Annotated in this window: 28 protein-coding genes; 19 read left to right on the top strand and 9 right to left on the bottom strand. The window is 68.0% G+C overall.

Annotated features, from left to right (window positions below; all coding sequences use genetic code 11):
• Positions 1 to 13 precede the first annotated feature (13 nt).
• The 13 genes from EIK80_RS26880 to EIK80_RS01325 all read left to right on the top strand — a co-directional run bounded on the left by EIK80_RS26880 (position 14) and on the right by EIK80_RS01325 (position 10,112).
• The gene (locus EIK80_RS26880; protein WP_255414574.1) at positions 14 to 139 is read left to right on the top strand and encodes a hypothetical protein; all 126 of its coding nucleotides are present in this window, start codon (positions 14 to 16) and stop codon (positions 137 to 139) included.
• Positions 140 to 391: 252 nt separating this feature from the next.
• Positions 392 to 790: an OsmC family protein gene (locus EIK80_RS01380; protein WP_125155174.1), complete on the top strand. Its 399-nt coding sequence runs from the start codon at positions 392 to 394 to the stop codon at positions 788 to 790.
• Positions 787 to 1,716 carry an AEC family transporter gene (locus tag EIK80_RS01375; protein WP_125155173.1) on the top strand — a complete coding sequence of 310 codons (930 nt, stop codon included), beginning with the start codon at positions 787 to 789 and terminating at the stop codon, positions 1,714 to 1,716. Before EIK80_RS01380 ends, EIK80_RS01375 begins: the two co-directional genes overlap by 4 nt.
• A gap of 346 nt (positions 1,717 to 2,062) precedes the next feature.
• Positions 2,063 to 2,425 carry a response regulator transcription factor gene (locus tag EIK80_RS01370; RefSeq protein ID WP_125155172.1) on the top strand — a complete coding sequence of 121 codons (363 nt, stop codon included), beginning with the start codon at positions 2,063 to 2,065 and terminating at the stop codon, positions 2,423 to 2,425.
• Positions 2,426 to 2,547: 122 nt separating this feature from the next.
• A complete protein-coding gene (locus tag EIK80_RS01365) occupies positions 2,548 to 3,204 on the top strand; it encodes a hydrolase (RefSeq protein ID WP_125155171.1) in 657 nt (218 codons plus the stop codon).
• Between the two features lie 65 nt (positions 3,205 to 3,269).
• The gene (locus EIK80_RS01360; RefSeq protein ID WP_125155170.1) at positions 3,270 to 3,563 is read left to right on the top strand and encodes a DUF1427 family protein; all 294 of its coding nucleotides are present in this window, start codon (positions 3,270 to 3,272) and stop codon (positions 3,561 to 3,563) included.
• A 71-nt stretch (positions 3,564 to 3,634) separates the two neighbouring features.
• Positions 3,635 to 5,491 (top strand): amidohydrolase, encoded by a 1,857-nt coding sequence (locus EIK80_RS01355; protein WP_199743340.1) that lies wholly within the window; start codon positions 3,635 to 3,637, stop codon positions 5,489 to 5,491.
• 58 nt (positions 5,492 to 5,549) lie between these two features.
• Positions 5,550 to 5,930 carry a DoxX family protein gene (locus tag EIK80_RS01350; protein ID WP_233586395.1) on the top strand — a complete coding sequence of 127 codons (381 nt, stop codon included), beginning with the start codon at positions 5,550 to 5,552 and terminating at the stop codon, positions 5,928 to 5,930.
• A 15-nt stretch (positions 5,931 to 5,945) separates the two neighbouring features.
• Positions 5,946 to 6,836, top strand: a complete 891-nt coding sequence (locus EIK80_RS01345) for a VOC family protein (protein WP_125155167.1) — start codon at positions 5,946 to 5,948, stop codon at positions 6,834 to 6,836.
• A 2-nt stretch (positions 6,837 to 6,838) separates the two neighbouring features.
• The gene (locus EIK80_RS01340; protein WP_199743339.1) at positions 6,839 to 8,263 is read left to right on the top strand and encodes an alginate export family protein; all 1,425 of its coding nucleotides are present in this window, start codon (positions 6,839 to 6,841) and stop codon (positions 8,261 to 8,263) included.
• 2 nt (positions 8,264 to 8,265) lie between these two features.
• Positions 8,266 to 8,469: a hypothetical protein gene (locus EIK80_RS01335; protein WP_125155166.1), complete on the top strand. Its 204-nt coding sequence runs from the start codon at positions 8,266 to 8,268 to the stop codon at positions 8,467 to 8,469.
• 99 nt (positions 8,470 to 8,568) lie between these two features.
• Positions 8,569 to 9,432, top strand: coding sequence for an alpha/beta fold hydrolase (locus EIK80_RS01330; protein ID WP_125155165.1), 864 nt, complete (start codon positions 8,569 to 8,571; stop codon positions 9,430 to 9,432).
• Positions 9,433 to 9,530: 98 nt separating this feature from the next.
• Positions 9,531 to 10,112: a M17 family peptidase N-terminal domain-containing protein gene (locus tag EIK80_RS01325; protein WP_158624619.1), complete on the top strand. Its 582-nt coding sequence runs from the start codon at positions 9,531 to 9,533 to the stop codon at positions 10,110 to 10,112.
• Between the two features lie 113 nt (positions 10,113 to 10,225).
• On the opposite strand, the gene EIK80_RS01320 is transcribed toward EIK80_RS01325, so the two are convergent.
• The 4 genes from EIK80_RS01320 to EIK80_RS01305 form a co-directional block, all read right to left on the bottom strand.
• Positions 10,226 to 11,194: an MBL fold metallo-hydrolase gene (locus EIK80_RS01320; protein WP_125155163.1), complete on the bottom strand. Its 969-nt coding sequence runs from the start codon at positions 11,192 to 11,194 to the stop codon at positions 10,226 to 10,228.
• A gap of 13 nt (positions 11,195 to 11,207) precedes the next feature.
• Positions 11,208 to 12,308, bottom strand: a complete 1,101-nt coding sequence (locus EIK80_RS01315) for an NADH:flavin oxidoreductase/NADH oxidase (protein WP_125155162.1) — start codon at positions 12,306 to 12,308, stop codon at positions 11,208 to 11,210.
• A gap of 53 nt (positions 12,309 to 12,361) precedes the next feature.
• A complete protein-coding gene (locus EIK80_RS01310) occupies positions 12,362 to 13,165 on the bottom strand; it encodes an alpha/beta fold hydrolase (RefSeq protein WP_125155161.1) in 804 nt (267 codons plus the stop codon).
• Between the two features lie 86 nt (positions 13,166 to 13,251).
• Complete coding sequence (locus EIK80_RS01305; protein WP_125155160.1) at positions 13,252 to 14,073, bottom strand: alpha/beta fold hydrolase; 822 nt, start codon at positions 14,071 to 14,073, stop codon at positions 13,252 to 13,254.
• A 289-nt stretch (positions 14,074 to 14,362) separates the two neighbouring features.
• On the opposite strand from EIK80_RS01305, the gene EIK80_RS01300 reads away from it, so the two are divergent.
• Positions 14,363 to 15,010, top strand: coding sequence for a response regulator transcription factor (locus tag EIK80_RS01300; protein ID WP_125155159.1), 648 nt, complete (start codon positions 14,363 to 14,365; stop codon positions 15,008 to 15,010).
• Here EIK80_RS01300 and EIK80_RS01295 read toward each other — a convergent pair.
• Entirely contained in the window at positions 15,007 to 16,935 is a 1,929-nt protein-coding gene (locus tag EIK80_RS01295; RefSeq protein WP_125155158.1) for a PAS domain S-box protein, read from the bottom strand. The two genes, EIK80_RS01300 and EIK80_RS01295, sit on opposite strands and share 4 nt — an antisense overlap.
• 146 nt (positions 16,936 to 17,081) lie before the next feature.
• Here EIK80_RS01295 and EIK80_RS01290 point away from each other — a divergent pair, with 146 nt between their 5' ends.
• On the top strand, positions 17,082 to 17,669 hold the full coding sequence (locus EIK80_RS01290) for a helix-turn-helix domain-containing protein (protein ID WP_125155157.1): 588 nt from the start codon (positions 17,082 to 17,084) through the stop codon (positions 17,667 to 17,669).
• 133 nt (positions 17,670 to 17,802) lie between these two features.
• On the opposite strand, the gene EIK80_RS01285 is transcribed toward EIK80_RS01290, so the two are convergent.
• Together EIK80_RS01285 and EIK80_RS01280 are read right to left on the bottom strand one after the other, a co-directional pair.
• Complete coding sequence (locus EIK80_RS01285) at positions 17,803 to 18,648, bottom strand: AraC family transcriptional regulator (protein ID WP_125155156.1); 846 nt, start codon at positions 18,646 to 18,648, stop codon at positions 17,803 to 17,805.
• Positions 18,649 to 18,910: 262 nt separating this feature from the next.
• Positions 18,911 to 19,537, bottom strand: coding sequence for a hydrolase (locus EIK80_RS01280; RefSeq protein WP_125155155.1), 627 nt, complete (start codon positions 19,535 to 19,537; stop codon positions 18,911 to 18,913).
• A gap of 226 nt (positions 19,538 to 19,763) precedes the next feature.
• On the opposite strand from EIK80_RS01280, the gene EIK80_RS01275 reads away from it, so the two are divergent.
• Together EIK80_RS01275 and EIK80_RS01270 are read left to right on the top strand one after the other, a co-directional pair.
• The gene (locus tag EIK80_RS01275) at positions 19,764 to 20,336 is read left to right on the top strand and encodes a MaoC family dehydratase (RefSeq protein WP_125155154.1); all 573 of its coding nucleotides are present in this window, start codon (positions 19,764 to 19,766) and stop codon (positions 20,334 to 20,336) included.
• 165 nt (positions 20,337 to 20,501) lie between these two features.
• On the top strand, positions 20,502 to 21,185 hold the full coding sequence (locus EIK80_RS01270; protein WP_233586394.1) for a DedA family protein: 684 nt from the start codon (positions 20,502 to 20,504) through the stop codon (positions 21,183 to 21,185).
• 8 nt (positions 21,186 to 21,193) lie between these two features.
• Here EIK80_RS01270 and EIK80_RS01265 read toward each other — a convergent pair whose 3' ends face one another.
• A complete protein-coding gene (locus EIK80_RS01265) occupies positions 21,194 to 24,181 on the bottom strand; it encodes a sensor histidine kinase (protein WP_158624618.1) in 2,988 nt (995 codons plus the stop codon).
• A gap of 231 nt (positions 24,182 to 24,412) precedes the next feature.
• Here EIK80_RS01265 and EIK80_RS01260 point away from each other — a divergent pair, with 231 nt between their 5' ends.
• Positions 24,413 to 24,775, top strand: coding sequence for a hypothetical protein (locus tag EIK80_RS01260; RefSeq protein WP_125155152.1), 363 nt, complete (start codon positions 24,413 to 24,415; stop codon positions 24,773 to 24,775).
• On the opposite strand, the gene EIK80_RS01255 is transcribed toward EIK80_RS01260, so the two are convergent.
• Positions 24,772 to 25,395: a response regulator transcription factor gene (locus EIK80_RS01255; RefSeq protein WP_125155151.1), complete on the bottom strand. Its 624-nt coding sequence runs from the start codon at positions 25,393 to 25,395 to the stop codon at positions 24,772 to 24,774. The genes EIK80_RS01260 and EIK80_RS01255 overlap by 4 nt on opposite strands.
• 306 nt (positions 25,396 to 25,701) lie before the next feature.
• On the opposite strand from EIK80_RS01255, the gene EIK80_RS01250 reads away from it, so the two are divergent.
• Positions 25,702 to 26,631, top strand: coding sequence for a helix-turn-helix domain-containing protein (locus tag EIK80_RS01250; RefSeq protein ID WP_125155150.1), 930 nt, complete (start codon positions 25,702 to 25,704; stop codon positions 26,629 to 26,631).
• The last annotated feature ends 130 nt before the right edge of the window (positions 26,632 to 26,761 follow it).

Genomic DNA, 26,761 nt, shown 5'->3' with positions numbered 1-26,761 from the left:
GACCGCGCGACGCGTGGGCCTGCTCGGCTGCGACGCGGGCCAGGATGGCTCGAGCGCCGGCGCGTCGGGCGCTGGCGAGGACGTGTTCTCGGCCTCGGTCACGGGCTTCTCCACGATGACGATCACACCGCAAGGCTAGCCAGACGAACCTTGGCTCGACATCCATACCAAGGGTCTAGGCTTGGCGTGCGCCGCCGCAGGCCAGAGACCGCGGCGCCGGAAGAAGGCGAGGCAATCCAGGGCCCTAATCTTCGGGTGAAGCCCCCAACCTTGGTATGGGGCCCCGCGGACAGGCGAGAACATCGCGCCAATTCCAGCCAAATCACCGCCAAAGCCGACACGACGCGCCGACGGCGCGGGCGCAAGACGGCGGGGGAGAAGGAGAATAATCATGGCCTCTCGCGCCCAAGGCTCGACCTCCCCCACGCCCTTCCAGGTGATGATCGACGTCGGCGGCCACAGGCTTGTCGCCGATGAGCCCCACGCCCTGGGCGGAACCGACGCGGGGCCTTCCCCCTTTGGCTTGGTCTTGGCGGGCCTGGTGGCTTGCACCGGCACGACCTTGCGCATGTACGCCGAGCACAAGGGGTGGGCGCCGGTCGAAATCCGCGTCGAACTGGCCTTGGACCTGCGCGGCGAACGACCCTTGATCGATCGCAAGGTCGTGGTCGTCGGCGCGCTCGACGAGCCGGCGCTGTCGCGCTTGCGCGATATCGTCGAACGCACGCCCGTGACCCTGGCGCTCAAGTCGGGATTCGACATCGCCACCGAACTTGGCGCGACGGCGTGACCGCCCTGGCGACCATCGTCCTGCCGATCTTCGCCCTGATCGGCGCGGGCTGGGGTGCGCGCCGCCTGAACTGGTTGGGACCGACCGCCGCGCGCGAACTCAACCGCTTCGTCGTCTGGCTCGCTCTGCCGGCCTTGATGTTCGACATCATCGCCAAGGCCCAGTGGAGTGAGCTCTACCGACCCGGGTTCATCGCGGTGTTCGGCCTGGGCTGTCTTTTGGTCTTCTGCGCGACCACCGCGCTCAGGATGGCGAGCGGCGCCGCCGCAGCGGATGCCTCGGTCGACGGACTTACGGCCGGCTACGCCAATGTCGGCTTCATCGGCTTCCCGCTTCTTGGAGCGGCGTTCGGCCCGACCAGCATGGTGCCGGCCAGCATCGCCTCGATCATCACCGTCTGCCTGCTCTTCGCTGTCGCCCTGGTCGTGGTTGAGGCAGGTTCCGCCGCCAAGGGCAGCGCTTTGAGCATTGCGGCCAAGGTCACGCTTGCCCTGGGCAAGAATCCCATCGTCATCGCGCCGATCGCCGGCGGCCTGATGTTGGCTTCGGGCTGGACGCTTCCGGCCGGGATCGATCGGTTCCTGACCTTGCTGGCCTCGGCCGCCAGCCCCGCCGCGCTGGTCTCCCTGGGCCTGTTCCTGGCCGGTTCGCCCGGCAAGATCGCCTGGCCGGTGGTCACGCCGCTCGTGGCGGCCAAGCTGATCGGGCAGCCGGCGGCGACCTGGCTTCTAGGACGCTACCTCCTGCCGCTCCCGCCCGGCGACCTGGCGATCGCGGTCATCCTGGCGGCCCTTCCCACGGGAACAGGTCCCTACATGGTCGCAGACCTCTATCAGCGGGATGGCGCGATCGTCGCCAACGGGGTTCTGCTTTCGACCATCGTCTCGATCGCGACCGTGACCGTGCTTCTGGGGGTGTTCGCATAGCGGCGCGCCGTCGGACGGATTTGGCCTGATTGTCCAATTGCAATATTTTGCAGGCTGGCCGAGGGCGCGGCGCGTATCAGGAAGTCTTGTCGGCGCGCGCAAACGCGATACGACCGCCTCCGGCGGACTCCATAACGGTTTGCGCCCCCCCCTGAAGGCTGCCGGCGAGCGGCCCTTTGCGGCGCCGAGGCGCTGCCCTGGAGCCGGCGGCCAACGCCCGCCGAGCCGGAAGTTTGCATAAAAAATCACAGTTCACCCTAAACTTGTGTAGGGGTTTGAACCGGTTTCGACAGGGTCTAAGGCGTGAAGCTCTTGCGCTCGCGGCGAGCGCATACCGAGATCGCTCATGACCCAGCGGCGCGCCATCGCGCTCATCGACGACGACGCCTTGGTGCGTTCGAGCATGACGAGCTTGTTGCGATCGTTCGGGCTGTCGGTTCGCGCGTTCGATTCGGCCGTCGCCTTCCTCGAGCTTGACCCCTCGCAGTGGGACTGTCTGATCTCCGACGTCCACATGCCGCAAATGTCGGGCCTGGACCTGGCCCGCCGGCTGTTCGAGAGCCATCCCAGCCTGCCGATCATCCTGATCACGGCCTTCCCCGATGCGGGTGTGCACGAGCAAGCCGGCGGTACACGTCGCGTGCTTGAAAAGCCCTGCGCGCCCGAGGCCATCCAGGAAGCCTTGGAAACATTCCTCGGCCCTCTGTAGCCGGGCGGTTCACGGTCACGGTCGGATCAAGTCAGACCAAATCGCCGTGGACTGGAACAAGACCCCCCAACGCCTCGGCGACAGTATCGACGGACCATTCTTTCCGCAGCAAGGAACCGCCGATGCCGATCAAGGCCACCCCCACGCCGGGCGCTCAACTGATCTCGCCCAAGGATCACACGCTGATCATGATCGATTTCCAGTCGCAGATGGCGTTTGCGACCAACTCGATCGATCCTGTCAGCCTGCGCAACAACGCCGCCCTGGTGGCCAGCGCCGCCGCCGGCTTCGGCGTTTCAACGATTTTGACCACCGTGGCCGAGAAGAGCTTCTCCGGCCCGATGTTCTCGGAAGTCACCGATCCGTTCCCAGGCGAGAAGCTGCTGGACCGCACCTCGATGAACACGTGGGAGGACGCCGCCGTCATCGACCGGATCAACGCCATCGGCAAGGACCGGATCGTGCTGGCGGGCCTGTGGACCGGCGTCTGCATCGTCGGCCCCGCCCTCTCGGCGCTGGCCCAAGGCTATGAAGTCTATTTCATCTCCGACGCCTGCGGCGACGTCTCCGCCGAGGCGCACGAGCGCGCCGTCCAGCGCATGATCCAGGCTGGCGCCCGGCCGATGACCGCGCTGCAGTACATGCTGGAGCTTCAGCGGGACTGGGCCCGCAGCGAGACCTACGACCTGACCACCGGTATCGCCAAGAAGTACGGCGGCGGTTACGGCCTGGGCATCATCTACGCCAGGACCATGTTCAACGCCTCCGAAGCCCACTGACCGCGATGGCGCGCGGCCTGCTGGCCGCGCGCGTGTTCCCATTCCATCCGCGCGGGAGAGTTCCGATGAAGATGTATGTTGTCGCCCTGGGCGTCGGCCTGCTGGTGGGCGCGATCTACGGATTGCTGCATGTGCGCTCGCCGGCTCCGCCGGTCGTGGCGCTTGTCGGGCTGCTAGGCATGCTGGTCGGCGAACAGCTGGCGCCGCTGGCGCGCGAGGCGATCGCCGGCCGATCGCTGGCCGCCTACCTCCACATCGGCGCGACCCATCACGTGTTCGGCAAGCTGCCGGATGGCGCGACGCTCGCCCAGGCCAAGGCCGCCGCCATCAAGAGCGCGCACGAGAGGTCGCAGACATGACGCCCTCGCGCCGCTCGGTCATGGCCGCGGCCCTGGTTTCCGCCTTTGCAACCCCGACTTGGAGCGCCCCTATGGCCGCAAGCGACCTGCTGCTGATCAACGGCAAGTTCACCACCCTCGACCGCAGCAACCCGCGCGCCGACGCGGCGCTGGTCCGCGACGGCAGGTTCGCCGCCGTCGGCGAGGAGGGCGAGGTTCGCGCCGCGGCCGGCCCGAACCCGACGATCATCGATCTTGCGGGCCGCCGCGTGATCCCGGGCCTAATCGACAGCCACATGCACATCATCCGCGGCGGGCTGAACTACAATATGGAGCTGCGCTGGGACGGCGTGCCGACCCTGGCCGACGCCATGGCCATGCTGAAGAAGCAGGCCGCCAACACCCCGCCGCCCCAGTGGGTGCGCGTCGTGGGCGGCTTCACCGAGCACCAGTTCGTCGAGAAGCGCTTGCCGACCCTGGACGAGATCAACGCCGCCGCGCCCGAGACGCCGGTGTTCATCCTCCACCTCTACGACCGCGCCCTCCTCAACCGCGCCGCCCTGCGCGCCGTCGGCTACACCAAGGACACGCCCAACCCGCCGGGCGGCGAGATCCAGCGCGACGCCTCGGGCGAACCGACGGGCCTGCTGCTGGCCCAGCCCAACGCCACGATCCTCTACGCCACCCTGGCCAAGGGCCCCAAGCTGCCGCCCGACTACCAGCTGAACTCGACCCGCCACTTCATGCGCGAGATGAACCGCCTGGGCGTGACCGGGGTGATCGACGCCGGCGGCGGCTTCCAGAACTACCCCGACGACTATGAGATCATCGAGAAGCTGCACGCCGACGACCAGCTGACCCTGCGCATCAGCTACAACCTGTTCACCCAGAAGCCCAAGGCCGAGCTGTCGGACTTCCAGTCGTGGTCCAAGCAGGTCAGGCCGGGCCAGGGCGACGACACGTACCGCCACAACGGCGCGGGCGAGATGCTGGTCTACAGCGCCGCCGACTTCGAGGACTTCCGCGTCGAGCGTCCCGAGATGCCACCAAGCATGGAGACCGACCTGGAGCCGGTGATCCGCCACCTGGTCGAGAACCGCTGGCCCTGGCGGCTGCACGCCACCTATGACGAGACCATCTCGCGGGCCCTGGACGTCTACGAGAAGGTCAATCGCGACATGCCGTTCGACGGCCTGCACTGGTTCTTCGACCACGCCGAGACGATCAGCGATCGCAACATCGACCGCATCGCGGCCCTGGGCGGCGGCATCGCCGTGCAGCACCGCATGGCGTTCCAGGGCGAGTACTTCATGGAGCGCTACGGGGCCAAGGCCGCCGAGGCCACGCCCCCGATCGGCAAGATGCTGAAGGCCGGAATCCCCGTGGGCGCGGGCACCGACGCCACCCGCGTGGCCAGCTACAACCCGTGGGTCTCGCTGAACTGGCTGGTGACCGGCAAGACGGTGGGCGGCACGCGGCTCTACCCGCCGGCCAACCGCGTCGACCGCGAGGAGGCCCTGCGCCTCTGGACCACCGCCAACACCTGGTTCTCGAACGAGGAAGGCAAGAAGGGCCAGATCGCCGTCGGCCAGCTGGCGGACCTGGCCGTGCTGTCGGACGACTACATGACCGTGCCCGAAGATGAGATCCCGCACCTGTCGGCGGTGCTCACCCTGCTGGGCGGCAAGGTCGTTCACGGTCAGGGCGACTACGACAAGCTGGCGCCGGTGCTGCCGCCGCCCATGCCCGACTGGTCGCCGGTGCGGACCTTCGGCGGCTATCAGGACCGCTCGCGCGGCCACGCCCGGGCTCTCGCCAGCGCCTGCGGCTGCGCCAGCCGCTGCAACGTCCACGGCCACGACCACGCTTCGGCCTATGCCCGCGCGGCGCCGACCAGCGACGCCCGCTCCTTCTGGGGCGCCATGGGCTGCGGCTGCTGGGCGGTATGACCATGGACACCCCCGCCCTTCTTGGCCGAGCGCGGGACGCGCCTACCTCGCGCCTTGGGTGCGATGGATCGCCTTGCTCGGCCTCTGCGCGGCGTATCTGCAGGGCGGGCTGACCAAGGCCTTCGACTTCCCGAGCGCCCTGGTCGAGATGGAGCATTTCGGCCTGGCGCCGGCCGCGCCTCTAGCCGCGGCGGTCATCGTCCTGGAGATCGGCGCCTCAGCGCTCATTCTGGCGGGACGACTGCGGTGGCTCGGCGCGCTGGCCCTCGCGGGTTTCACCATCATGGCGACCTTCCTGGTCAACCGGTTCTGGGAGATGGCCCCGCCAGAACGCTTCGCCGCGACCAACGGCTTCTTCGAACATCTGGGCCTGGTCGGCGGGTTTCTGCTCGTCGCCTGGCACGACCTCAAAGGCCGCGACGCCGGCGCGCGCGCCTGACGACAGGATTTCCCCATGCGTCTTTCTTCCCTCGTTCTGGCCGCCGCTCTGGCGCTCAACGCGCCCATGGCGGCAAGCGCCCGGCCCGCCGCTACGCCGATGGTCGCCGTCGCGCCGCAATACGACACGACCCATGTCTACGTCGCGCCCCAGGACGTCGACGCCTTCGTGGCGGCGTTTATCGGCGTCTTCGGCGGCAGGAGCACCCGGCAAGTGGTCGCCACGGTGACGCCCACGCCCAGCAGCACCACGTCCCAGCTCCTGCAGACGCCCGTCGGGACCGTGTCCCTGTTCGGCTTCAAGACGCCCGCGCCCTATCCGTTCGGCGCCGAACGGACCGGCTATCTGGTCGAAGACATGGACGTGGCGGTCAAGGCCGCCCGCGCCGCCGGCGCGGACGTGATCGTCGAGCCCTTTCCCGACCCCATCGGACGCGACGCCGTCATCCAATGGCCAGGCGGCGTCAACACCCAGCTCTACTGGCACACGAAGACGCCGGACTATCCGGCGTTCGAGACCCTTCCGGAGAACCGGGTCTATGTGTCGAGGGACCGCGCGGACGCCTTTCTCAAGAGCTTCGTCGCCTTCTCCCATGGACGGATCGTCGACGACGACGCCAAGGCTTCGGCCCGGGAGATCGGCCGTCCCGCGGAGACCTTCCGCCGGGTTCGGGTGAGCTCCAATTTCGGCAAGCTGACCGTCATGGTCACCGACGGCCACTTGCCGTTCCCGTACGGTCGCGAGATGACCGGCTACGAGGTCGCCGACCTCGACGCTACGCTCGCCAAGGCCCGCAGCCTCGGCGTCCAGGTGCTGGTCGAACCACAGGACCTCCAGGATCGCCGCAGCGCGATGGTGAGCTTCCCCGGCGGCTACATCGCCGAGATCCACGCCGGGCGGCGTTGATCATGTCGCCAGCCCGACATCACTTCGCGGGACTTCTGCTCGCCGCCGGCATGTCTCTGGCCAGCGGCGCGCATGCGCAGACGGCCGCGTCGGAGAGCACGACCGACAGCGCCGTGAAGTCGCCTGCCCGTCCGGCGATCAAGACCAACCGCTGGCAGGAGGACTGGTCGGCCCTTGCCAATCCCGCCCTCCGCACCGAGCCGCTCGACCGCCTGAAGTATCTGCCGCTGGGCGACGCCGGATATCTCACCCTGGGCGCGACCCTGCGTGAACGCGTCGAGACCAACAACGCCGCGGCGTTCGGCGTCACCGGATCCGACGACACCTACCTGCTTCAGCGCCTCCAGGCGCATGCTGACGCCCGGCTGGGCGAGAACTGGGAGGTCTTCACCCAGCTCGAAGACGTGCGCGCATTCGGAAAGCGCCAGCGCGGCGGCGCCGACCAGAACCGGCTCGACCTGCGCCTGGCCTTCGTCGCCTATGAGAACACCACCGCCCAAGGGACGTTCAAGGCCAGGGTCGGGCGCCAGGACATGGCGTTCGACAAGCAGCGGTTCATCTCCTCGCGGGACGGACCCGCCGTACGGCAATCGTTCGACGCGGTGTGGGCCGATTGGGAGACCGGTCCGTGGCGGATCCTCGGCTTTCTGAGTCAGCCGGTGCAGTACGCCGACCACAAGGCCTTCGATGACACCTCCAGCGGCCACTTCCGCTTCGACATGCTGCGCGTCGAGCGCCATGTCCTGGGGACCAACGAGCTGTCGGCCTACTACGCGCGCTATGCGCGCTCCTCGGCCCGCTATGGCGACGCCGCGGGCGAAGAGGACCGCGACGTCTTCGACGCGCGCTACGCCGGCACGGTCGGGGCGCTGGACTGGGACGTGGAGGGCATGGCCCAGCGCGGCTCGGTAGGGCCAAGCCAGGTCCGCGCCTGGGCGCTGGGCGCCATCGGCGGATACACGCTCAAGAACGTGACCTGGACGCCGCGCCTGGGCCTTCAGATCGACGCGGCCAGCGGCGATCGCCACAAGGGCGACGGCAAGGTCGAGACCTTCAACCCGCTCTTCCCCAACGGCGTCTATTTCACCAAGGCCGCCTACACCGGTTACGTCAACCTGACGCACGTTCGCCCGTCGGTGACGGTCAAGCCCAACGCCAGGCTCTCGGTGCAGATGGCCGTGGCGGGTCAATGGCGCCAGACGACCCGAGACGCGATCTACACGGCGCCCAACATCGCCCTCCCCGGTTCGGCGGGGGTCGGCGGACGCTGGACGGGCGCCTACGGCCAGGTCCACGCCGACTATGTCTTCAACGCGCATCTGACCGGCCTGATCGAGGCGGTCCACTACGAGGTCGGCCGGTCCATCCGCGATGTCGGCGGTCGTGACAGCGACTACCTCGGCGTCGAACTTAAGTTTGGATGGTGACCATGGCCCGATCCCTCAGCCTGCCGCTGGTGATGAGCTTCAACGGCGGCTCTGTCGACACGGCGGGGTTTCTGGCGCTGCAGGGTCTTTTCACGGCGCACGTCACCGGCACGTTCGGCGCAGCGATGATTCAGGGCGCCAGCGGCGGCGCTTTGACGGCCACTGACGTCGTTTACCGGCGCCCGGAGCAAATTTGCAGAGATTGAAGCAAGCCCTGGCCGCCACCCGGCGGTCAAGATCTCGACGGCGTCGGGCCGCTTCTACTTTCCCAAGGCGTGACCTCCACGCCGCCCTGGATGAACACAATGATTCAAGCCGAAAGCCATACCGTACGCGCCAACGGCATTCGCCAGCACTATCTGGCGGCGGGCGAGGGCCCGCCGGTGATCCTGTTGCACGGCTTTCCCGAGACCTCCTACGCCTGGCGCTACCAGATCCCGGTTCTGGCCGCGAAATATCGCGTCATAGCGCCCGATCTTCGTGGCTACGGCGAGACCGACAGACCCTCGACCGGTTACGACAAGCGCACCATGGCCAATGACGTTCGCGCGCTGATGGCCGAGCTCGGCATCGAGAAGGCCGCCATTGTCGGCCACGATCGCGGCGCCCGCGTCGCCACCCGGTTCGCCAAGGACCATCCTGGCCTGATCGATCGCCTGGTGGTGATGGACAATGTGCCCACGCGAATTGTCGCGCGCGAGATGAAGCCCGCCGTGGCCAAGGCCTACTGGTTCTTCCTCTTCCACCTAGTTCCCGATCTCCCCGAGGCGCTGATCGCCGGGCGTGAGGATCTGTGGCTTCGTCACTTCTTCTCCGACTGGTGCTACGATCCCCACGCGATCTCGGGCGAGGCCTTCGACACCTACGTGGCGGCCTATCGGCGCCCCGGCGCGGTGCATGGCGCCATGCTGGACTATCGCGCCAACGCCGAGGATCTGGCCCAGGACCAAGTGGACGCCGACGTGAAGATCTCCGCGCCGACGCTGTCGCTGTGGGGCGCCAATTTCTACGCGGTGGGCGAGATGTTCGACATGGCCGCGATCTGGGCGGAAATGGCCTCTGACCTGCGGACGGCGGCGATCCAGCGCTGCGGACACCTCCCGCAGGAAGAGCGTCCCGAGGAGGTCAATCGCCTGTTGCTCGACTTCCTCGCCCCCTGGGAAGGCTAGGCTTTGGTGCGCCGACGCTCGGCCCTGTCGACCGCAAGCTCCTCCTGCCGGATCGCGCCCCGGACATGACGGGACCAGAGCGCCGTTGGGTTGGACGCGTGGCGGGCATCGACATCGAGGTGGCCGCCGTCGACGCCGTCACCGCGGCCGTCGACCTGGCGGTTGCGGGCCTCTTCACGCGAGAGGTGTCGCGCCTGGCCGGGGGCATGGAGCATCTGGACCGCGCCCTGCAAAGGGTTCCGACCCGCCTGCGGGACGAGGGCGTCTTCACGGGCGCGGCCTCGAGCTCGATCCTCATTCGCCACCCGCCCGCGCCGATCATGTCCGGCGCGATCCTGGTCGTCGGCCTAGGCGAGCCAAGCGAGTTCGCACCGGAAGTGTTGGCGAACGCCACCCGCCGCACCTTCGACACCGCCATGCTGCTAGGGGCTCAATCGATCGCCTTCGCGCCCAGCATCCTGGACGGCGGCCTGGTTCCCGACGGCGACGAGAACCTGAGCCAAGCCATGGTGACCGGCATCGCCCAGAGCGCGCGAGCCGCTCGGCGGCTGGCGGCGCTGGGGTTTTCCCCACCCAGCCCCCTGGTCTGCTGGCGGTTCGCCGCCAGCCCAGCGCACTTGGCCAAGGCCGCGGACGCCTTTCGCCGCGCCGTCGCGGGAACGCCGGATCCGCGTGAATGAGGGCGCCGTCCACAGCTAGGGATTCGACCTGGTCAGCAGGTGGTCGCCGAGGCGGCACTTGGACGGCCGTCGCCTCGACAGTCTTCGGCCTATGCCGGTCCTAACGGGCCGCGCTACCGGTTCAGGCTATAGTTGACCGGCGTCCAGATGAAGCGTCCTGCCCCGGCGTCGCGCACATAGCCAAGGCCTGGGAACGAGATATGGGCGGCTGCTATAAGGTAACCCTTGGCGGCCGCGTCGGCGAAGACACTCTGGCGTGCGGCGATCGCCGCCTTGTCGTCGCTGTCATAGCGGATCGCCACGGCGGGATCCTCGAACTGGACCGGCGCGAAATGAACCGTGTCGCCCCAGATCAGGAGTTTCTGCCCCTTGCTTTCGACCGCGTAGTAGGCGTGACCCGGCGTATGGCCTGGAGAGAGGATTGCGCGAATGCCTGGAGCGACCTCCTCATTCTCGGAAAAGGTCCTGAAGCGGCCTTGGGCGATATAGGGCGCCAGCACCTGCTGGGCGCCGTCGAACATCGGCCCCAGGAAGGGGGCGGCTTTGCTACGATTGCCGTCGTCCAGCCAGAAGTCTGCGTCGCGCTTGGAGGCGTGGATCACGGCCCTGGGGAAGACGGCCTGGCCCTTCAGCATCACCCCGCCCACATGATCGCGGTGCAGGTGGGTGAGGTAGATCTCGTCGATCTGGTCGGGCCGGTAGCCGGCGGCGGCCAGGTTGGCCAGCAGCAGGCCGCCGTCCTTGCCGTAGAGTTCGCCCGCGCCGGTGTCGATGAGGATGAGCTTGTCGCCGGTGTTGATCAGGAAGGCGTTGATCATGCCTTCGACCGGAGAGGTCATGTGTGAGCGCGCAAGCAGCCTCTCGACCTCGCCCGGTTTGGCGCCCACCGCCAGTTTGTCGACGTCGACCCCATGGGTGCCATCCAGCAGCGCGGTGACCTCGTAGTCTCCCAGACTGTAGCGATAGAAGCCCGGCGCCTGGGCGTGGGCCTGGGGCGCGCCGGCCCGGGCGGGCTGCACCGCAGGCGGGGCCATCGCCATCAACACCGCCGCGGCGGCGGTCACGAAGAAATACGAGCGCATGGCGGCGTCCTTGTCAGGGGATGAAGAGGTCGGGAAAGCGCCGGGGCTGGCAGCGAAGGTATTGGCTGGGAACGTGCACGCTGGCGCCAAGCTTGGCGGCCGCATGCCACGGCCAGCGCGGGTCGTAGAGCATGGCCCGGGCAAGGCCCACGAGGTCGGCGTCGCCGACGCCGATAATGGCGTCCGCATGCTCGGGCTCGGTGATCAAGCCCACCGCGATGACCGGAATGTTGACCACCTGGCGCACGGCCCGGGCGAAGGGGACCTGATAACCGGGATAGGGCGCGATCGCCTGATCGGGCGAAAGACCGCCCGAGGAGATGTGCAGGTAGTCCGCGCCGCGCGCGGCGAGCGCCTGAGCGAGCGCCAGCGTCTGCTCTAGGTCCCAGCCGCCGGCGACCCAGTCGGTGGCCGACAGGCGCACCCCGACGGGCCGTCCGGCCGGGAAGGCCTCGCGAACCGCCTCGAAGACTTCCAGCGGCAGGCGCATGCGATTTTCGAGCGAGCCGCCGTAGGCGTCATCGCGCTGGTTCGCCAGCGGCGAGAGGAACTGGTGGAGCAGATATCCGTGGGCGGCATGGATTTCGATCAGGTCCAGGCCCAGCATCGCCGCGCGCCGGGCCGCGGCGGCGAACTGGGCGCGCACCCGGGCGAGGCCGTCCGCGTCGAGCGACAGGGGCGTCGTGCGATCGTGACGAAAGGCGAGCGGCGACGGCGCGAGCGTCCGCCAGCCGCCCTCGGCGAGCGAAAGTTGCGCCCCGCCGGTCCAGGGAGGATGAACCGAAGCCTTGCGGCCGGCATGGGAGAGCTGCACGCCAAGGGGCGTGGGCGACCAGGCGCGGACGGCTGCGAGCACATCGCCCAGGGCCTTGGCCGTCTCGTCGGAATAGAGGCCAAGGTCGGCGGCGCTGATCCGACCTTCCGGGGCCACGGCGGTGGCCTCGAGAATCACCAGACCCGCGCCGGAAACGGCCATCTGGCCAAGGTGCATCTGGTGCCACGCGCCAGCCTCGCCGCTCTTGGCGGAATACTGGCACATGGGCGCCACCACGATGCGATTGGCCAGGGCCAGGTCGGCCAGGCGGATCGGCTGGAACAGGGAACTTGCGGTCATGGTCGCCTTCGCAGGGACGAGCGCCGGGCTCGGCGAGGAGCCCGGCGCGGTTGTCAGCGGGCCTGGGCCTGCACCGACTTGACGGCGTCTTCGATCACCGCGGCGACTTCGGCCGGGTGCGACAGGAGCGACACGTGGCTGGCGGCCAGGACCGTGGTCTTGGCGTTGATCTTCTTGGCCAGGTCACGCTCCATCTGAGGGTTGATGACCCGGTCGTTGGCCGAGACGATGTACCAGGAGGGTCGCGTCTTCCACGCCGCGTCGGTGACCTTGTCGCCGAAGGTGCTGGCCGCCAGCGGCCCTTGCGTCACCGCCAAGGTCCTGGCCTCGACCTTGGGGATGTCCGGCGCGAAGTTCTCAAGGACGCCCGCCTCGCTCTGTCGCAGGAAACCTTGGCCGTCGTCGACCGCGGTGCTCAGGGCCGGGGGCTTTTCGTAGGCGCCGACGAGGTCGCCGCCCGACTGGCCATCGCTGTTGGCGAAGGCGGCGACATAGACCAGCGCCTTGACCTTCGGATCTGTCCCGGCCTGGGTGATCACCGTCCCGCCCCAGCTGTGGCCGACCAGGACCACCGGCCCCTTGGCGTTGTTCAGGACGCGCCGGGTGGCGATGACGTCGTCGGCCAGGGACGTCAGCGGGTTTTGCACGCTGAGCACGGTGACGCCCTTGGCCTGCAGCAGCGGGATGACCTTATTCCAGCTCGAGGCGTCGGCCCAGGCGCCGTGGACAAGCACGACGGTGACCGGGCCAGAGGCCGGCGTTTCGGCGGCATGGACCGGGGTGACTGCGAAAAAGCCGGCGGCGGCCAGGAGGACCGAGGCGGCGGCGCTGACCGCCAATTTCTTGAGGGTGTTCATGAGTGATCTCCGGCCGCGCCGCCACGCGGCGCGCCTATGCGAGGGTGTCGGGAGAGACCTGCGGCGTGCGCGGGCCACGGGGGGTCTCAGCCTTTCAGGAAGGCCAGGAGATCCTCGTTGAGCTGATCCTTGTGGGTGTAGACCAGACCGTGCGGCGCGCCCGGATAGATCTTCAGCTGCGAGCCGGGGATCATGGCGTGGGCGAGCTTGGAGGTGGTGTTGATCGGCACGACCTGGTCGTCGTCGCCGTGGATGATGAGGGTGGGCACCGTGAAGGCCTTCATGTCGGGCCGGAAGTCGGTCTGGGAGAACGAGCCGACGGTATCGTACATGGCCTTGATCGACGCTTGGTTGGCGATCTGCAGCGTCTGGGCCTTGATGCCGTAGGGGACGTCCTTGCCTTCCCGATTTGAGCCGAAATAGGTGTCGGCGAAGCCGTTGACGAAGTCGCTGCGGTCGTTGAGCAGACCCGAGCGGATCCAGTCGAACACCGAGGGATCGACGCCGTCGGGATAGTCGGCGCTCCTGCCGAAGATCGGCGTGATGCAGGAGACGAGCGCGGCCTTGGCCACGCGCGCGGTTCCGTGGCGGGTGAGGTAACGGGCCACGTCGCCGCCGCCCATGGAGAAGCCGACGATCGTCACGTCCTTGACGTCGAGATGGTCGAGGACGGCGGCGATGTCGTCGGCCAGGGTATCGTAGTCGTAGCCGGTCCAGGGCTGGCTCGAGCGACCGAAACCGCGACGGTCGTGGGCGACGACGCGATAGCCGTTCGAGGCCAGGAACATCATCTGGTATTCCCACATGTCGGCGCTCATCGGCCAACCGGCGCTCATGAAGACGACGGGACCCGCCCCCCAGTCGTTGAAGTAGATTTCGACTCCGTCGCGCGTGGTGACCTTCGACATGGTGACTCCTTCAGTCCGCGGTTGAAGCCGCCGGCGCCGTTCGAGGCCGCCAGCAACGTCGCGACCCTAGGCCCGCCCGAACAGCCCGGGCTTGTATCGCTTGGGCGCGTTTGGGTGTGGGTTGCTGCAAAGCGCGGCGCCGCCCGCCCGGGGCCGGCGGCGACTTGGATAAAAGGGCTGGGTTTGGAACGAGAGGGCGGTCGAAGCGCAGCGCGCGTCTTGGCGCGCCTTGAGACGCTGGCGGCGTCTTCGTAAGAGCGTTGCGAGTTTGAGTTTTCAGGTGCGAGTCATGCCCACGACCACGACCGCCGGACGGTCCAGGGCGGATGATGCCGCCCAGACGGTCCTGATCATAGACGACAACGAACTCTTCCGCGGGTCGATGGACACCCTGTTCCGGTCCATAGGCTTGAAGACGGCCCTCTACGCGTCGGCCCAGGAGTTTCTCGACGCGCCCATGCCGCAGACGGCCAGTTGCATCGTCGTGGACGTCCGCATGCCCAAGATGAGCGGACTTGATCTTCAGATGGAGCTGGTCAACCGGCGTGTGCGCACGCCGATCATCGTCATGACCGGGCACGCGGACGTGCCCATGACGGTCCGGGCGATGAAGGCCGGCGCCATCGACTTCCTGGCCAAGCCGTTCAGGGACCAGGACATCATCGATGCGGTCACCGCCGCTCTCAGCAAGGACGCCGCCCGCCGTCGTCAGGAGTCCGACAGCTTCGATGTCCAGGCGCGGTTCGAGGCGCTGACCCCGCGCGAGCGCCAAGTGATGCTGCTGGTCGCATCAGGGCTGATGAACAAGCAGGTCGCCGGCGAGCTGGGGCTGCAGGAGATGACCGTCAAACTGCACCGCGCCAGCCTGATGAAGAAGATGCAGGCGCGCTCTCTCGCCGACCTCGTGCGCATGGCTGACGCCATCGATCCTGGCTAGTCGGGCCGGTCGGCCAGGGGCAGCCGGATGCGCACCTGTCCGCCCGGGCGATGGGGGCCGGCCGCCAGGATATGCATGGAGCCTTCGTGCGCCGCCACGGTGGAGGCGCAGATTGCCAGGCCAAGGCCCATGCCGCTGGCCTTGGTGGTGTAGAAGGCCTGGCAGGCGCGCTCGGCCGCTTCTTCGGAGAAGCCCGGGCCGGTGTCCAGGACATCCAGGACGACATGACCGGCCTCGAGATGCGACCGGAGGGTCAGGATGCGAGGCGCAGGGGTTTCGGACATGGCCTGTGCGGCGTTGAGCATCAGGTTGATGAGAACCTGTTGAAGGAGCACGCGCTCGCCGGCGACCTGGGCTTGGGCGCAGCCCAGTTCCAGGATCAGCTCGACGCAGGCGGCCTCCAGGTCACGGCTCACCCAGCGGGCGGCTTCGGCCACGAGCGGGTCCACGGCCAGATTGGCCAGCCGGGTCGGAGCCTGGGCGAGCAGGTTGCGCACGCTCTTGACGACCTCTCCGGCGCGATCGCTCGCGCGCGCCACATCGGCCAGCGCCAGGTGCGCCTCGTCCAGGTTGGGCGGATCCTGCGCCAGCCATCGCCGCGCCGCTCCAGCGGCGTTGGAGGCCGCGCTGATCGGCTGATTGACCTCATGGGCGATGGAGGCGGTCAGAACGCCGATCGAAGCTGCACGGAGGGCATGGTCGAGCTCGGCTCGCGCCTGGTCGAGGCGCGCCTGGAGCCTTCGGCGTTCCGTGAGGTTGAAGACCGAAGCCTGGATGCTGTCCAGGCAGGCGCCGCCGGGGGGGAAGGACAGGGCGACGATGACGGGAATCAGCTCGCCCGAGCGGCTGCGCACGGCGGTCTCGGATTCAAACCTCTCATGGCCCTCGTCGATGGCGATCAGGCATTGCTCGAAGCTCTGGTCCGTCTCCGGAAGAAAGTCGTGCAGGTGGGCGAAGAAATCTGTCTTCTCGGCCACGCCCATCATCTTGAGCGCAGTCGCGTTTACGTCCGTGATGCGGACCATCGCCCGGGCCTCACGGACAAACTGCGGATTTTCGGCCAGATAGGCTCTCAGATCGGTGACCCCGGCCGCGTGTAACGCTTCGAGCGCGGCCTTCACCGGCCTGAAATCGTGCTCCCAGATCGAAACGGCCAAGGTGTCGAAGATCGTGCGGTAGCGCGCCTCGCTTCGCCTCAGCGCCTCAATGGCCTGATGAAGCTGGGTGACGTCGGTGTTGGTCTCGAGGATCACCGCCTGCCGCCCCTCGTCGAGTTCGAGGGTCCATTGGCTCAGGACCGTACGGATTTCGCCGTCGCGCCGCCGCTGGACGATCTCCCCCTCCCAACGCCCCTTGCGGGAGAGATGTTCGAGGATCGCGTCTAACGGCTCGGGAAATCGTGTGTCCAAGACCTCGTGCGCCGCACGTCCAAGCATCTCCGCGCACGGCCAGCCGTAGAGCCGCTCGGCGCCGCGGTTCCAGAAGGACACGCGCCCTTGCCAATCGCGCGTGAAGAGCGCGTCGGAGGTGACGTCCAGCAGCCTTGCCTGCGTGACCAGCAACTGTCGGGCCGCATGGTTGCGCTGCATCAGCAAGGCCGCGGCGGAGATCGCCGCCAGACTGAACACCAGGCGTAGGAGGGCGGCGAGAGACGGGGCGTGACCGTGCGCCACCAGAAAGCTGACGACCGCCAGCGCCGCGCATCCGACGGATAGCATCCAGATGCCGCGTCCGGAGATGACGTCCGCGGCTAGCATCAGGACGACGACATAGAGCACGGCCACCGCGCTGCTCAGCGCCGTGAAGGTGTCGATCCAGAAGATCGCCGCCCCGATGACCAGAGCCACGCCGAGCCGAGGCCAGCGCTCCTGCAGGGAGGCGCGGACAGATGGGCGGGGCTTGAGAATTAGAACCTGCGGGGTCAAGGGCGGCGCGTCTCCGCCGCCACCCCAAACCAAGGCATAGGGTCACCAAACTTAGTCGATACGCTCAACCAACGTCCGTTCGATGGTTCCGGCTCGACTTGGTCTCCTAGTCTCCTGGTCACCGAGGGCGGCTGGAGACCAGGACGATGTTGCAGATCAATTGCGAGCACAGCGGACTGCGCAGCGCTGCGCCGCTCAACCGAACCTACGCGCCGCGAGCCCTGAATCTGGTCGAGCGGCTGCGCGCGGCGATCGACGAGGATCCGCAATCGGCGCGTCTGATGCTTGACGAGCTGAGCGTCGTGCTCGCTCCGGCGCTGGCCGGCGAAGGGCCGAGCTTCGCGCCCGTCGTCCCCGCCTCCCCTCAGCGCGGCGGTCTGGCCGCATGGCAGCTTCGCCAGGTGAAGATCCATATCGAGGAGAACCTCGCCGACCGCCTCCACGTCGAGACCCTGGCCTCGCTGGCGCGATTGAGCACCAGCCATTTCTGCCGAGCCTTCAAGAACAGCACCGGCGAGACAGCCCACACCTACATCATGCGCCGTCGGCTCGAGCGAGCGCAGGCGTTGATGCTCGGGACGGCCGAGAGCCTCTGCCAGATCGCCGCCGCCTGCGGTCTGGCCGACCAGGCGCATCTGACTCGTCTGTTCCGCCGCTACACCGGGCAGACCCCGTTCAATTGGCGGCGCACCTTCCGCACCCTCGACCCGGCGCTGGCCCTGCCGGCGGCTTGACAAAGACAAAGGCGCAGGGGTCATCCAGCCGGCCCAGAAAGATCATTGGCGTGCATCACAGGACGGGTGGCGCGGTCGCGGCTGGCGATCTTGTAGATAAGTCCGTTTTTGGGATCTGAAGGCCGTTTGCTGGTCAAGGCCGCAACTGCCTGCGCCAGGCGCCGGGCGTCTGCCCCGTCACCCGCGTGAAGACCCGGGTCAGGTGGCTCTGGTCGCTGAAACCGCAAATCGACGCGATCTGAGCGATCGGCATATCTGTCGAGAGCAGGGCCTTGGCCTCCGACACGCGGTGCTCGATCAGCCAGCGATGGGGAGTCACGCCGGTGGCGGCGCGGAAGGCCTTGATGAAGTACCCGCGTGACAGGCCGCATTCTTCGGCGATTTCGGCGATCGAAACGTCGCGTCGGCTGTGGGCGGCCATGAAATCCGTCGCTCGGACCTTCTGCCGATTGGACAGGCCTCCGCGGTGCGGATGCCCGCTGGTCTGGCCATAAGCATGGAGCAGGTGGGCGGCCAGGGCGTAGGTCATCTGATCCACGAAGAGGCGTGAGGCGCTGGCCGGGTCGGCCAAGGCCGGCGCCATGGCCTGCGCGATCTGGAAGACCACGTCGTCGCGCGCCCCCTGCGGACTGCGCAGTTCCACGAGCTTTCGCCGTCCCTCGCCCTCGGCGAAGGCGGCCAGCTCGGCTCTGGGCAGATGGAAACGCACGTTGTCGAACGGCGAGCGATGGTCGCATCGCCAGGTCTCCCGCATGTCCGTGATCGCCAAGCTGCCGGCGGCGTGACCGCCCGCATGGATCAGTCCGCCGCCGCGGTAGAGCCGGTGGTCGGCAAAATCCCGAAGCTGGACGATGACGCTGTAGCCGTCCGAAAGCGGAAGGGTCTCGCCGGGCGGAAGATCGTGGCGCTGCGAAGAGATCCGCATGATCGAGAAGGCCTCGCCCGAGAGCCTGCTGATCTGGATCCCAGGCCTCGTCATGAGCGATGGCGCGTCGGCGCAATCCCTCTGGATGGGGTCGGTCAACCGCGCCCCCGCGAGATCGCGCCGGTTTAGCAAAGCGCGGCGGCTCCTCGGGACCCCAGGTCAATTCGCCTCAAGACAGCTCCTCGTCCGGCCGGCGCGGTGTTGCGGTCCCGCAGCGGACACGACTCAAGATCCGAGCCTTAGGGCGCAGCTGGAAGCCGCGCTTGAACAAAAGGGACGGAACTTGCACAAAAGTCGCCGCCGATCCGGACTGGCGTCAGGCCGGGCGGATCATGTCCCTGGCGTAGGCCAAGCCGATGCCGTAGCCGCCCGCATGGTCTTCGACGATGGCGCGGGCGGCGTCGTAAGTGGCCTTGCGGGTCCAGTCGCGCTGCAATTCCAGCAGAACCTGGATCCATGACGTCATGGCGGCCCCAGCGGCCTCCAGACGCCGAAGGGCCAGGTCGTGGCTGGCGGGCGTGAGGCCGCCACAGGCGTCGCCGACCACGAAGACCTCATATCCGGCCGCCAGAGCCGAGAGCACCGGCTGGGTCACGCAGGCCTCGGTGAGCAGGCCCGAGACAAGCAGGCGCCGTCGCCCCGACGCTTCCACCGCCGCCCTCGCCGCATCGTCCTCCCAGAGGTTCATGCTGCGGCGCTCGAAGACCTCGACGTCGGGGATGACCGAGCGAACGGCGGGCATGACCGGACCGCTATAGACCTTGGTCGCCGAGGTCGAGGCGATGACCGGAATCCGGAAGGCGGCGGCCGTCTTGGCGAGGGCCACGACGTTGTTGAGCAGACCTTGGCGGTCGATCGAGCCGACACCGAAGGCCAAGCCTGCCTGCTGGTCGATCAGCAGCAGGGCGCAATCTTGCGGTTCGAGCAGATGGGTTCGGGTCATGGACGCCTCCGGGGTTGAGCCAGCTGGTCCTAGCGCGACGTGCGCCTCGCGGGCTTGGACGGGGTGTCGCCGTTTTGCCTCGAACGCCGGTGACGTGGCCGCGGGCGCTTTGCATCCAGACGGTTCAAACGATCGCCTGTCGGGCCAAGACCGTCCCGGGGTCGGCCGCCATGCTCGCCGGGTTGAATGAGGCGAGCTTCATCCTTGACCTCGACGGAGATAGACCATGAGCCAAGGCTTCGACCCTTCTCGCTTCCAGATCGTACCGCCGCGGCGGTTCGAGGACCTGAAAATCGGCGAGGTCTTCCGGGCGCCGAGTCGCACGGTGACGGACGCTCACGCCACGGCGTTCCAGGCCGTCTCGTGCGACAACCATCCTATCCACTACGACCAGACCTACGCGCGTGCGCACGGTCATCGCGCCCCGGTCGTCCATGGGCTGCAGGTCCTGGCGTTCACGGCGCCGGGCGCGACGCTGTTGCCGCATGTCTTCGGCGCGGTGTTCGTCGCCTTCGTCGAACAGAGCTGCGCCTTTCTGGAGCCGGTCTATGCCGGCGACACCCTCTATCCGGCCTTGGAAATCACCGCCCTGACGCCGCAGGGCGACACCGGCCTGGTGACGACGGCCGTCACCGTCCACAATCAGGACGGCGCGCTCGTGCTGGAGGGCTCCCACACCTACCGCCTTCGCACCCAGCCATCGCTTTGGGAGCCCTCCTCCCCGACCGATCAGGACCGGCTTCTCGACGAAGCGCTCGAAGAAACCTTTCCCGCCAGCGATCCCATCTCGCCGAGCTGAGCGGCCTTCGCGCGCGGCGGACGCGGCGTCACGCGCGGCCTTGCGACGCTCTCATGCGGCAAGGTTATGGCGCATTTTTAGAAACGATGACTTTCCATCATTTCCATTTCGGACAGACCCGCGTGGCTGCATCTTCGTACGCCTAACACCAGGAAAGCATGCGCAGTGGCCAACCTTGCTCAGACCGCATCCGTCTTCATCGCCGAGCATCGCGCGCTGGGCGCGGCGCTCGTCGGCCTCGTCGCCTTCGGCGAGTCGATGATGGTGGTGGGCGCCTTCCTGCCGGCCACGGTCCTGCTGATCGCCGCGGGGAGCCTGATCGCCGCGGGATTGCTGGACGGGCCTTCGGTGCTCCTTTGGGCGACCGTCGGGGCCGTGGCGGGCGACAGCTTGTCGTTCGCGATCGGCAGGACGTTGGGGCCCCGCCTTCTACGGGGGCGGCTTTTGAAGCCTCACGCCCGCGCCATCGCCCGCACTAGGCTTCTGATCCGTCGCTTCGGCGGCCTGACGATCTTCATCGGCCGCTTCGCCGGTCCGCTTCGCGCGCTGGTCCCGGTCATGGCGGGCATGGCGGGCATGCCGCAACGACGCTTCCAACTGGTCAATTTCGCCTCCGGGATTGTTTGGGTCGCCGCTTTCGTGGGCCCAGGCTATGCGGGCGCTCGCGGCATGGCGCTCTTGTCGCATCTGAGCTGGCAGGCCCTGGCCCTCTCGGCGGCCGCTTTTCTGCTGGCGGCGACGGCAGCGTTCAATCGCCGCCGGATCGTCGGGGCGGTACGCCTTGGCCTGCCGAGTATCCGCGCCAGCGCGGCCATCCTGGGTGGCGCGCCTCAACTGGCGGCGCGCTAGGGCCGGCTTCAGACGGGCCGACGCAGATCCCACCAACGCCGCGGCGCGGCTCTGTACGCCGAGCTCGACGGGACGACCAGCTCGACTTCCACGCCGGCCGCAGGCCGGCTGCGGATCGCCAGCGCCCCTCCGATCCTCGCGGCGCGCTCGCGCATCCCCGTCAATCCGAAGTGCCCCTGACGCCCCCCCGCCACGAGCACGGCCTGTTCAATCCCCACGCCATCGTCGCGCACCCTGACGCCCAGCTGGCGCGGGTCGTAGGTGACTTCGATCACCACAAGCTTGGCCTTGGCGTGGCGGTACGCGTTGAACAGCGCCTCCCCCACGATCATCTCGATCTCGTCGGCGACGATCGGATCGAGCGATTGAACGGCGCCCTCGGTCAGCAGCCGGGTCTCGACCTTACGGTCCGGATCGGCGCGGGCGGCCAGTTCGGTGAGCGTCAGCGTGAGATCCTCCCCGCTGGCGGTCCGCAAGCTGCGCACCCGCTCGCGCGCCTCGCGCATGACGTCGTCGGCGCGATCGAGCGCGCTCTCAAGCTGACGGTGGGCGGGAAGGTCCTCAGGCACATGCCGGGTGGCGGCATGGAACTTCAGCATCAGGCCCTGCATGCCCTGAAGGAGGGTGTCGTGGAGGTCGCGGGCGATGCGTTCGCGCTCGGCGATGCGATCCTGCATTCGGCTCTGGATGCTCCGCGAGACCTGCCGAAGACGCAGGGCGTAGGCCAGCCAGGCGGCGAGCGCGCCGGCCAGGATGCACAGCGCGGCGAAAAGCTTGCTCTGCGCGAAGGTCGGCGGCAGCTCAAAGCGCAGGCTTGCGCCGGTCTCGTTCCAGACGCCGTCTTCATTGGCCGCCTTAACCTGGAAGACGTACCGACCGGGTTTGAGGTTGGTGTAGAAGGCTTGCCGGCGGCGCCCCGGGTCGACCCAGTCGCGATCGACGCCTCCTAGCTTGTAGCGGAATTTGACGCGTTCGGGGGTCGACAGGCTCAGGCCCGCGTAGTCGATCTGCAGGCTCCTGGCGCCCTTTGGCAAGACGACGTCCTGCGGCTGGAGCGTGGCCTTTCCATCGACCGTCATGCTGGTGATGGACACAGGCGGCGCGATGCGATTTCGGTAGAGGTTGCGGGGATCGATGACAAAGACGCCCGAGGTGGTGGCCAGCCACACGCGACCGTCACCGCCGACGGCCACCGCATCCCTGAGGGCTCCGGTTCCCGACCCGACGAGGCCGTCCAGGAGCGAAAAGGTGCGGCTCGGCGGCGTGAAGGCCTGATCGTGGAACGCGCGATCAAGGTCCGAAGCTCGCACCTGGGTCACCCCGCCCTTGGCCCGCACCCAGGTGGCGTCGCCGGGCGCGCGGGCGAGGCCGTTGATGTCTTGCAGCCAGGACAGACGATCGTCGCCGATGAATCGCGCCTGGTCCTTGTCGAGGCGCGTCAGGCCATTGCTCGACACGACGATGGTCGCGCCGCGATCGCGCCGGATCTGGACGAGGTTCCCGGGGAAGAAGCGCTCGGCGCCATAGTCGATCGGCTTCAGACTTTCCGCGTCCGCCTGGAAGAGGCGGCGGTTTCGCACCAGCAGCGCTCGCCCGGCCCCATTGGCCACGACCGATGAGAAGTCCGGGATGTCCTCGGCCCTATAGGCTCGCCAGCGCGCGCCGTCCCAGCGCCGGGCGGGCGCGTCCTCGGCGGTCACCCACAGGCCGCCGGCGTCGTCGACGGCGCAGGCCCTGGTGCGGGACGGCGCAGACGGGAGGCGAACCTCGGTGCGGCGACCATCCTGAACGCGGAAGACCCGATCGGGCCGCCCGGCGCCTTGCGCTGCGAACATCCAGAGGACGCCGGAGCGGCCTTCGCAAATGACCCCGGGATTGAAGTCGCTGAACCAAGGCTTGAGTCCCTGACCAGGCTCGGCCTTGAAGAGGGCCTTGCGGTCGCCCACCAGCACGGCGCCGGCCAGGGTGGCGGTAATGCTGTAGCCGAAGGGCGAATCCGCGCCGATGATCGGCTGGCGCATGACGTTGGCATGGCGGAACCGGTCAAGTCCGCCGTTGGTGCCGACCCAGATCGTTCCTTCGCGATCTTCGAACACCGCCCAGACGACCTCGCCGGTCAGCCCGTCCTTGACGTTGAAGCCTTCGACCTTGCGGGATTGGGCGGGACCGCGGGTCGCGGTCGCCTGGGCGCGGACCCGGAAAAGGCCCGCCCCGAACCCTCCGCCCCACAGGTTCTGGTCGTGATCGACGAGGATATGGCTCCAGCGCGAGGCGGTTGCGACCAGCTCGGCGCTGCCGGGCGCGATCCGCCCGCTGCGCGGGTCGGCGAAGCGCCGCACACCCAGGGAGTCGCCGATCCAAAGCCGGCCGGCGCCGTCTTCGGCCAGGCCCGGCCCGACGCCAACGCTCGTCTGCACGGTGCGGATCGTCTGTGTTCCCGGCGCGAGATAGCCCAGCCAGTGGTCTCTCCCGAACCACAAGGTCCCGTCACGCGCCGGATGGATCGTCGTGAGCATGCCCGGCGGCAGGCCCCAGTCGGCGCCCATGATCCGCCAGACGCCGTTGTGGAAGCGTGCAAGCTGGCTGTTGTTGCTCCCGAGCGCGACCCACAACGCGCCGTCCTTGTCCTCGGCGATCGCGCGAACCGTAGCCCGAACCCTCCTGTGTTCCAGGTAGGTGAACCGTCCCCGCTCATAGACCCCGACCCCACCCAGATCGAACCCTACGACCAGCGCGCCGGACCGCGTCACCAGCAGGGCGTTCACGCCGGAGCCGTGGCGATGCTTGGGATTGGGCGTCGCGATCGGTTCGAACCGCGCGCCGTCATAGCGGTAAAGTCCATCGTCTGCGCCGAGCCACAAAAATCCGTCCGGCGTCTGGACGATGGCGCGCACCTCGGTGGGCGCCCCGTCGTCGGAGGTCCAACGCGTGTGGTGATATTGCGCCAGGCTGCGGGCGGGATCCAAGGCCAGGGCGGGCTGCAACCCTGCGAGCAAGAAGAGTATCGCCCCGACAAGGCAGGACCGCCAAGGCGCGCGCGCGCCCAGCCTGGCGCCCCCCTGACCGACAGCCTTCGATTTGGCCCAAGCTCTGCGCAACATGAACCTCACGAGGTGACGACACTCAAGCCTGCCCAACCGACCAGCGCTCTGGAGACCGTTTGGGTGGCCCCCAGCCCCCCTGGACGGAGCTGACGCGAGCGCAGCCGATGGCCTAGACTTTCCATCATGGCCAGATCCTTTCCGATTTTTCCCGTCGGCGCGACCGGCGTGGGGATAGCGCTCGCTCGAGCCGCCTGCGGCCTGCTGCTGGCCTTGGGCTCGGTGAGCGCCGGACGGCCCGATTGGATGGAGTTGCCCGCCGTCCTGCTGGCCATAGCCCTGGTGCTCGGAATGTTGACCCGGATCGCCGCGCTGCTCGGCGCGCTGCTTACCGTTGTCGCCGCGCCCAACCTGCACCAGGCGCCGCTCGTGGTGCTGCTTCTGTGCGCCATGAACATCGGCTCCCTGGCCTGCACCGGCGCGGGCGCCTATTCGATCGACGCCCTGCTGTTTGGCCGGTCGAACATCCGGCTGCCGGGGCAAGGCTAGATCTGGATAATGCCCCGACGATGGGCGACGGTCACGGCCTGGGTTCGATCGTCCACGTCGAGCTTGGCGAAGATGTTGCGCAGGTGACCCTTGATCGTGTCCTCGGAGAGGGACAGCGCCCGGGCGATCTCCTTGTTGGGTCGGCCGGAGGCCACCCGCCGCAGCACCTCCACCTCGCGATCGGTCAGCGCCTCGCCGATCGCGTTGACGGCGATCTCGTGGGCCACTTCCGACTGCAGATGGCGCCGGCCCGCGTGGACGGCCCGGATGGTTTCGATGAGCTCCCGCCGAAGGCTGCTCTTGAGGAGATAGCCGCTGGCCCCGGCGCGAAGGGCTCGAAGCGCCTGGGCGTCTCCGGCGTAGGTGGTCAGGACCACGATCCGCGCATCGGGCGACTCGGCCCGAATCGCGCTGATCGCCGAGACCCCATCCGCGCCCGGCATCTTCAGGTCCATCAGGGTGACGTCCGGTGCGAGCGCGATGAACTTGGCCAGCGCCTCGGCGCCGTCCCCGGCTTCGCCGGCGATGATCATGTCCGCTTCTGCGCCGACCACGGCGGCCACGCCTTCGCGAAGCATCGGGTGATCGTCGACGATCAGGACGGAGATCTTGTCACCCATCTGTGCGCGCAGCGTCCTTGGGATGCTTACCGAGCCCCGGCCAAGGCCGGGTTCGAAAAGCGGATATGGGCCGGTTTGCCCCTATCCTCGAAGCTAACCAAATGGAGACGCGCCAGCTAGTCCCACACCCTGCGCGGACGCGAGGACCGCGCCCGGTGACCGAAGGACGGTCGATGACGCTGCGTCCGTTGAGCCGACACGGGCGGATCGAACGACACTTTAGTGTGGGGCCCAAGCCACCCGCCCGAGATTTACCTTGAACCGACGCTGGCCGACGCTGGGCGGCTTTCCCGACGGAGTCCGGACATGGCCTGCATCGCGCGATCGATGGATCGAACGCAGACGCGAGAGGCGAGCGCAAACCCGGCCGACGCCATCGAGATCCACGAAGTCGACAGTCAGCGGGCTCCCGTCCGGCTTCCCGACGTCGGCCCAGCAATCCTCGTGCGGCATATGCTGGGGCCTTATCTGGGCGAGGCCGACGTCGGCGCTCCGGGGGCGTCCAGGCTCCTGGCCTTGCGCGCGGGCGCGACGCTGATCGAGGACCTCCAGCTTGGGTCACGCCTTCGGATGGCCCGGCCCTTCCACGCCATCGACGTCGTCATTCCCTGGTCGGTGCTGGACATCATCGCCATCCAGGCCCACGCCGCGCCGATCGAGGGCCTGGAGGCGTCCTCGGGCGTCGATCTGGCCGACCCGACCATCGAACATCTGATCGGCGCGATGCTCGCGCCGCTGGGCGAAGGCTTCTTCTCCTCACGGCCCTATCTGGCCCACTTGAAGCTGGCCCTGGCCACGCACGTCGCCCACGCCTACGGCCGGCCGCGCCCGCACGAGCGGCTGGCGCGCGGCGGTCTCGCGCCACATCTCCTCCGCCGCGCCCAGCAGATCCTGCAAAGCAACCTGCAAGCGGGCCTCTCCCTCGTGACGCTCGCCAAGGCTTGCGGCCTCTCGACGCGCCATTTCGCGCGCGCTTTCCAGGAATCGGCGGGGGTCACCCCGCACCAGTGGATGACCACCGCTCGCATCACGGCGGCCAAGGCCATGATGCGCCAGACCGCCCTGCCGCTGGCGCAGATCGCCGACCTGTGCGGCTTTTCCGACCAGAGCCACCTGACGCGCGTCTTCAAGCGCGAGGAAGGCCTGCCGCCGGCAAGCTGGCGACGCGATCACCGCCAGACGCGGGAGTCCTGTCGCGGCGTCGGCGGCGTGATTGGAGCGGTTGGTCCAAACTAGCGACACGGCGGTCAAGCCTTCGGCCGGCCGCCACCCCAAAGTGGCCTTGGATCGAATGCACCGCAGCTCGGCGCGATCGCAAAGGGATTCAGATGAGCCAAGACCAACCCGAAGACGCCGGCGCGTCGCG

It is taken from the genome of Caulobacter sp. 602-1 (genome assembly GCF_003931565.1).
In the GTDB taxonomy this organism is placed as follows: Bacteria; Pseudomonadota; Alphaproteobacteria; order Caulobacterales; family Caulobacteraceae; genus Caulobacter.
The sequence above is the reverse complement of the archived record's forward strand: the minus strand, read 5'-3'. Positions and strand labels throughout refer to the sequence as shown.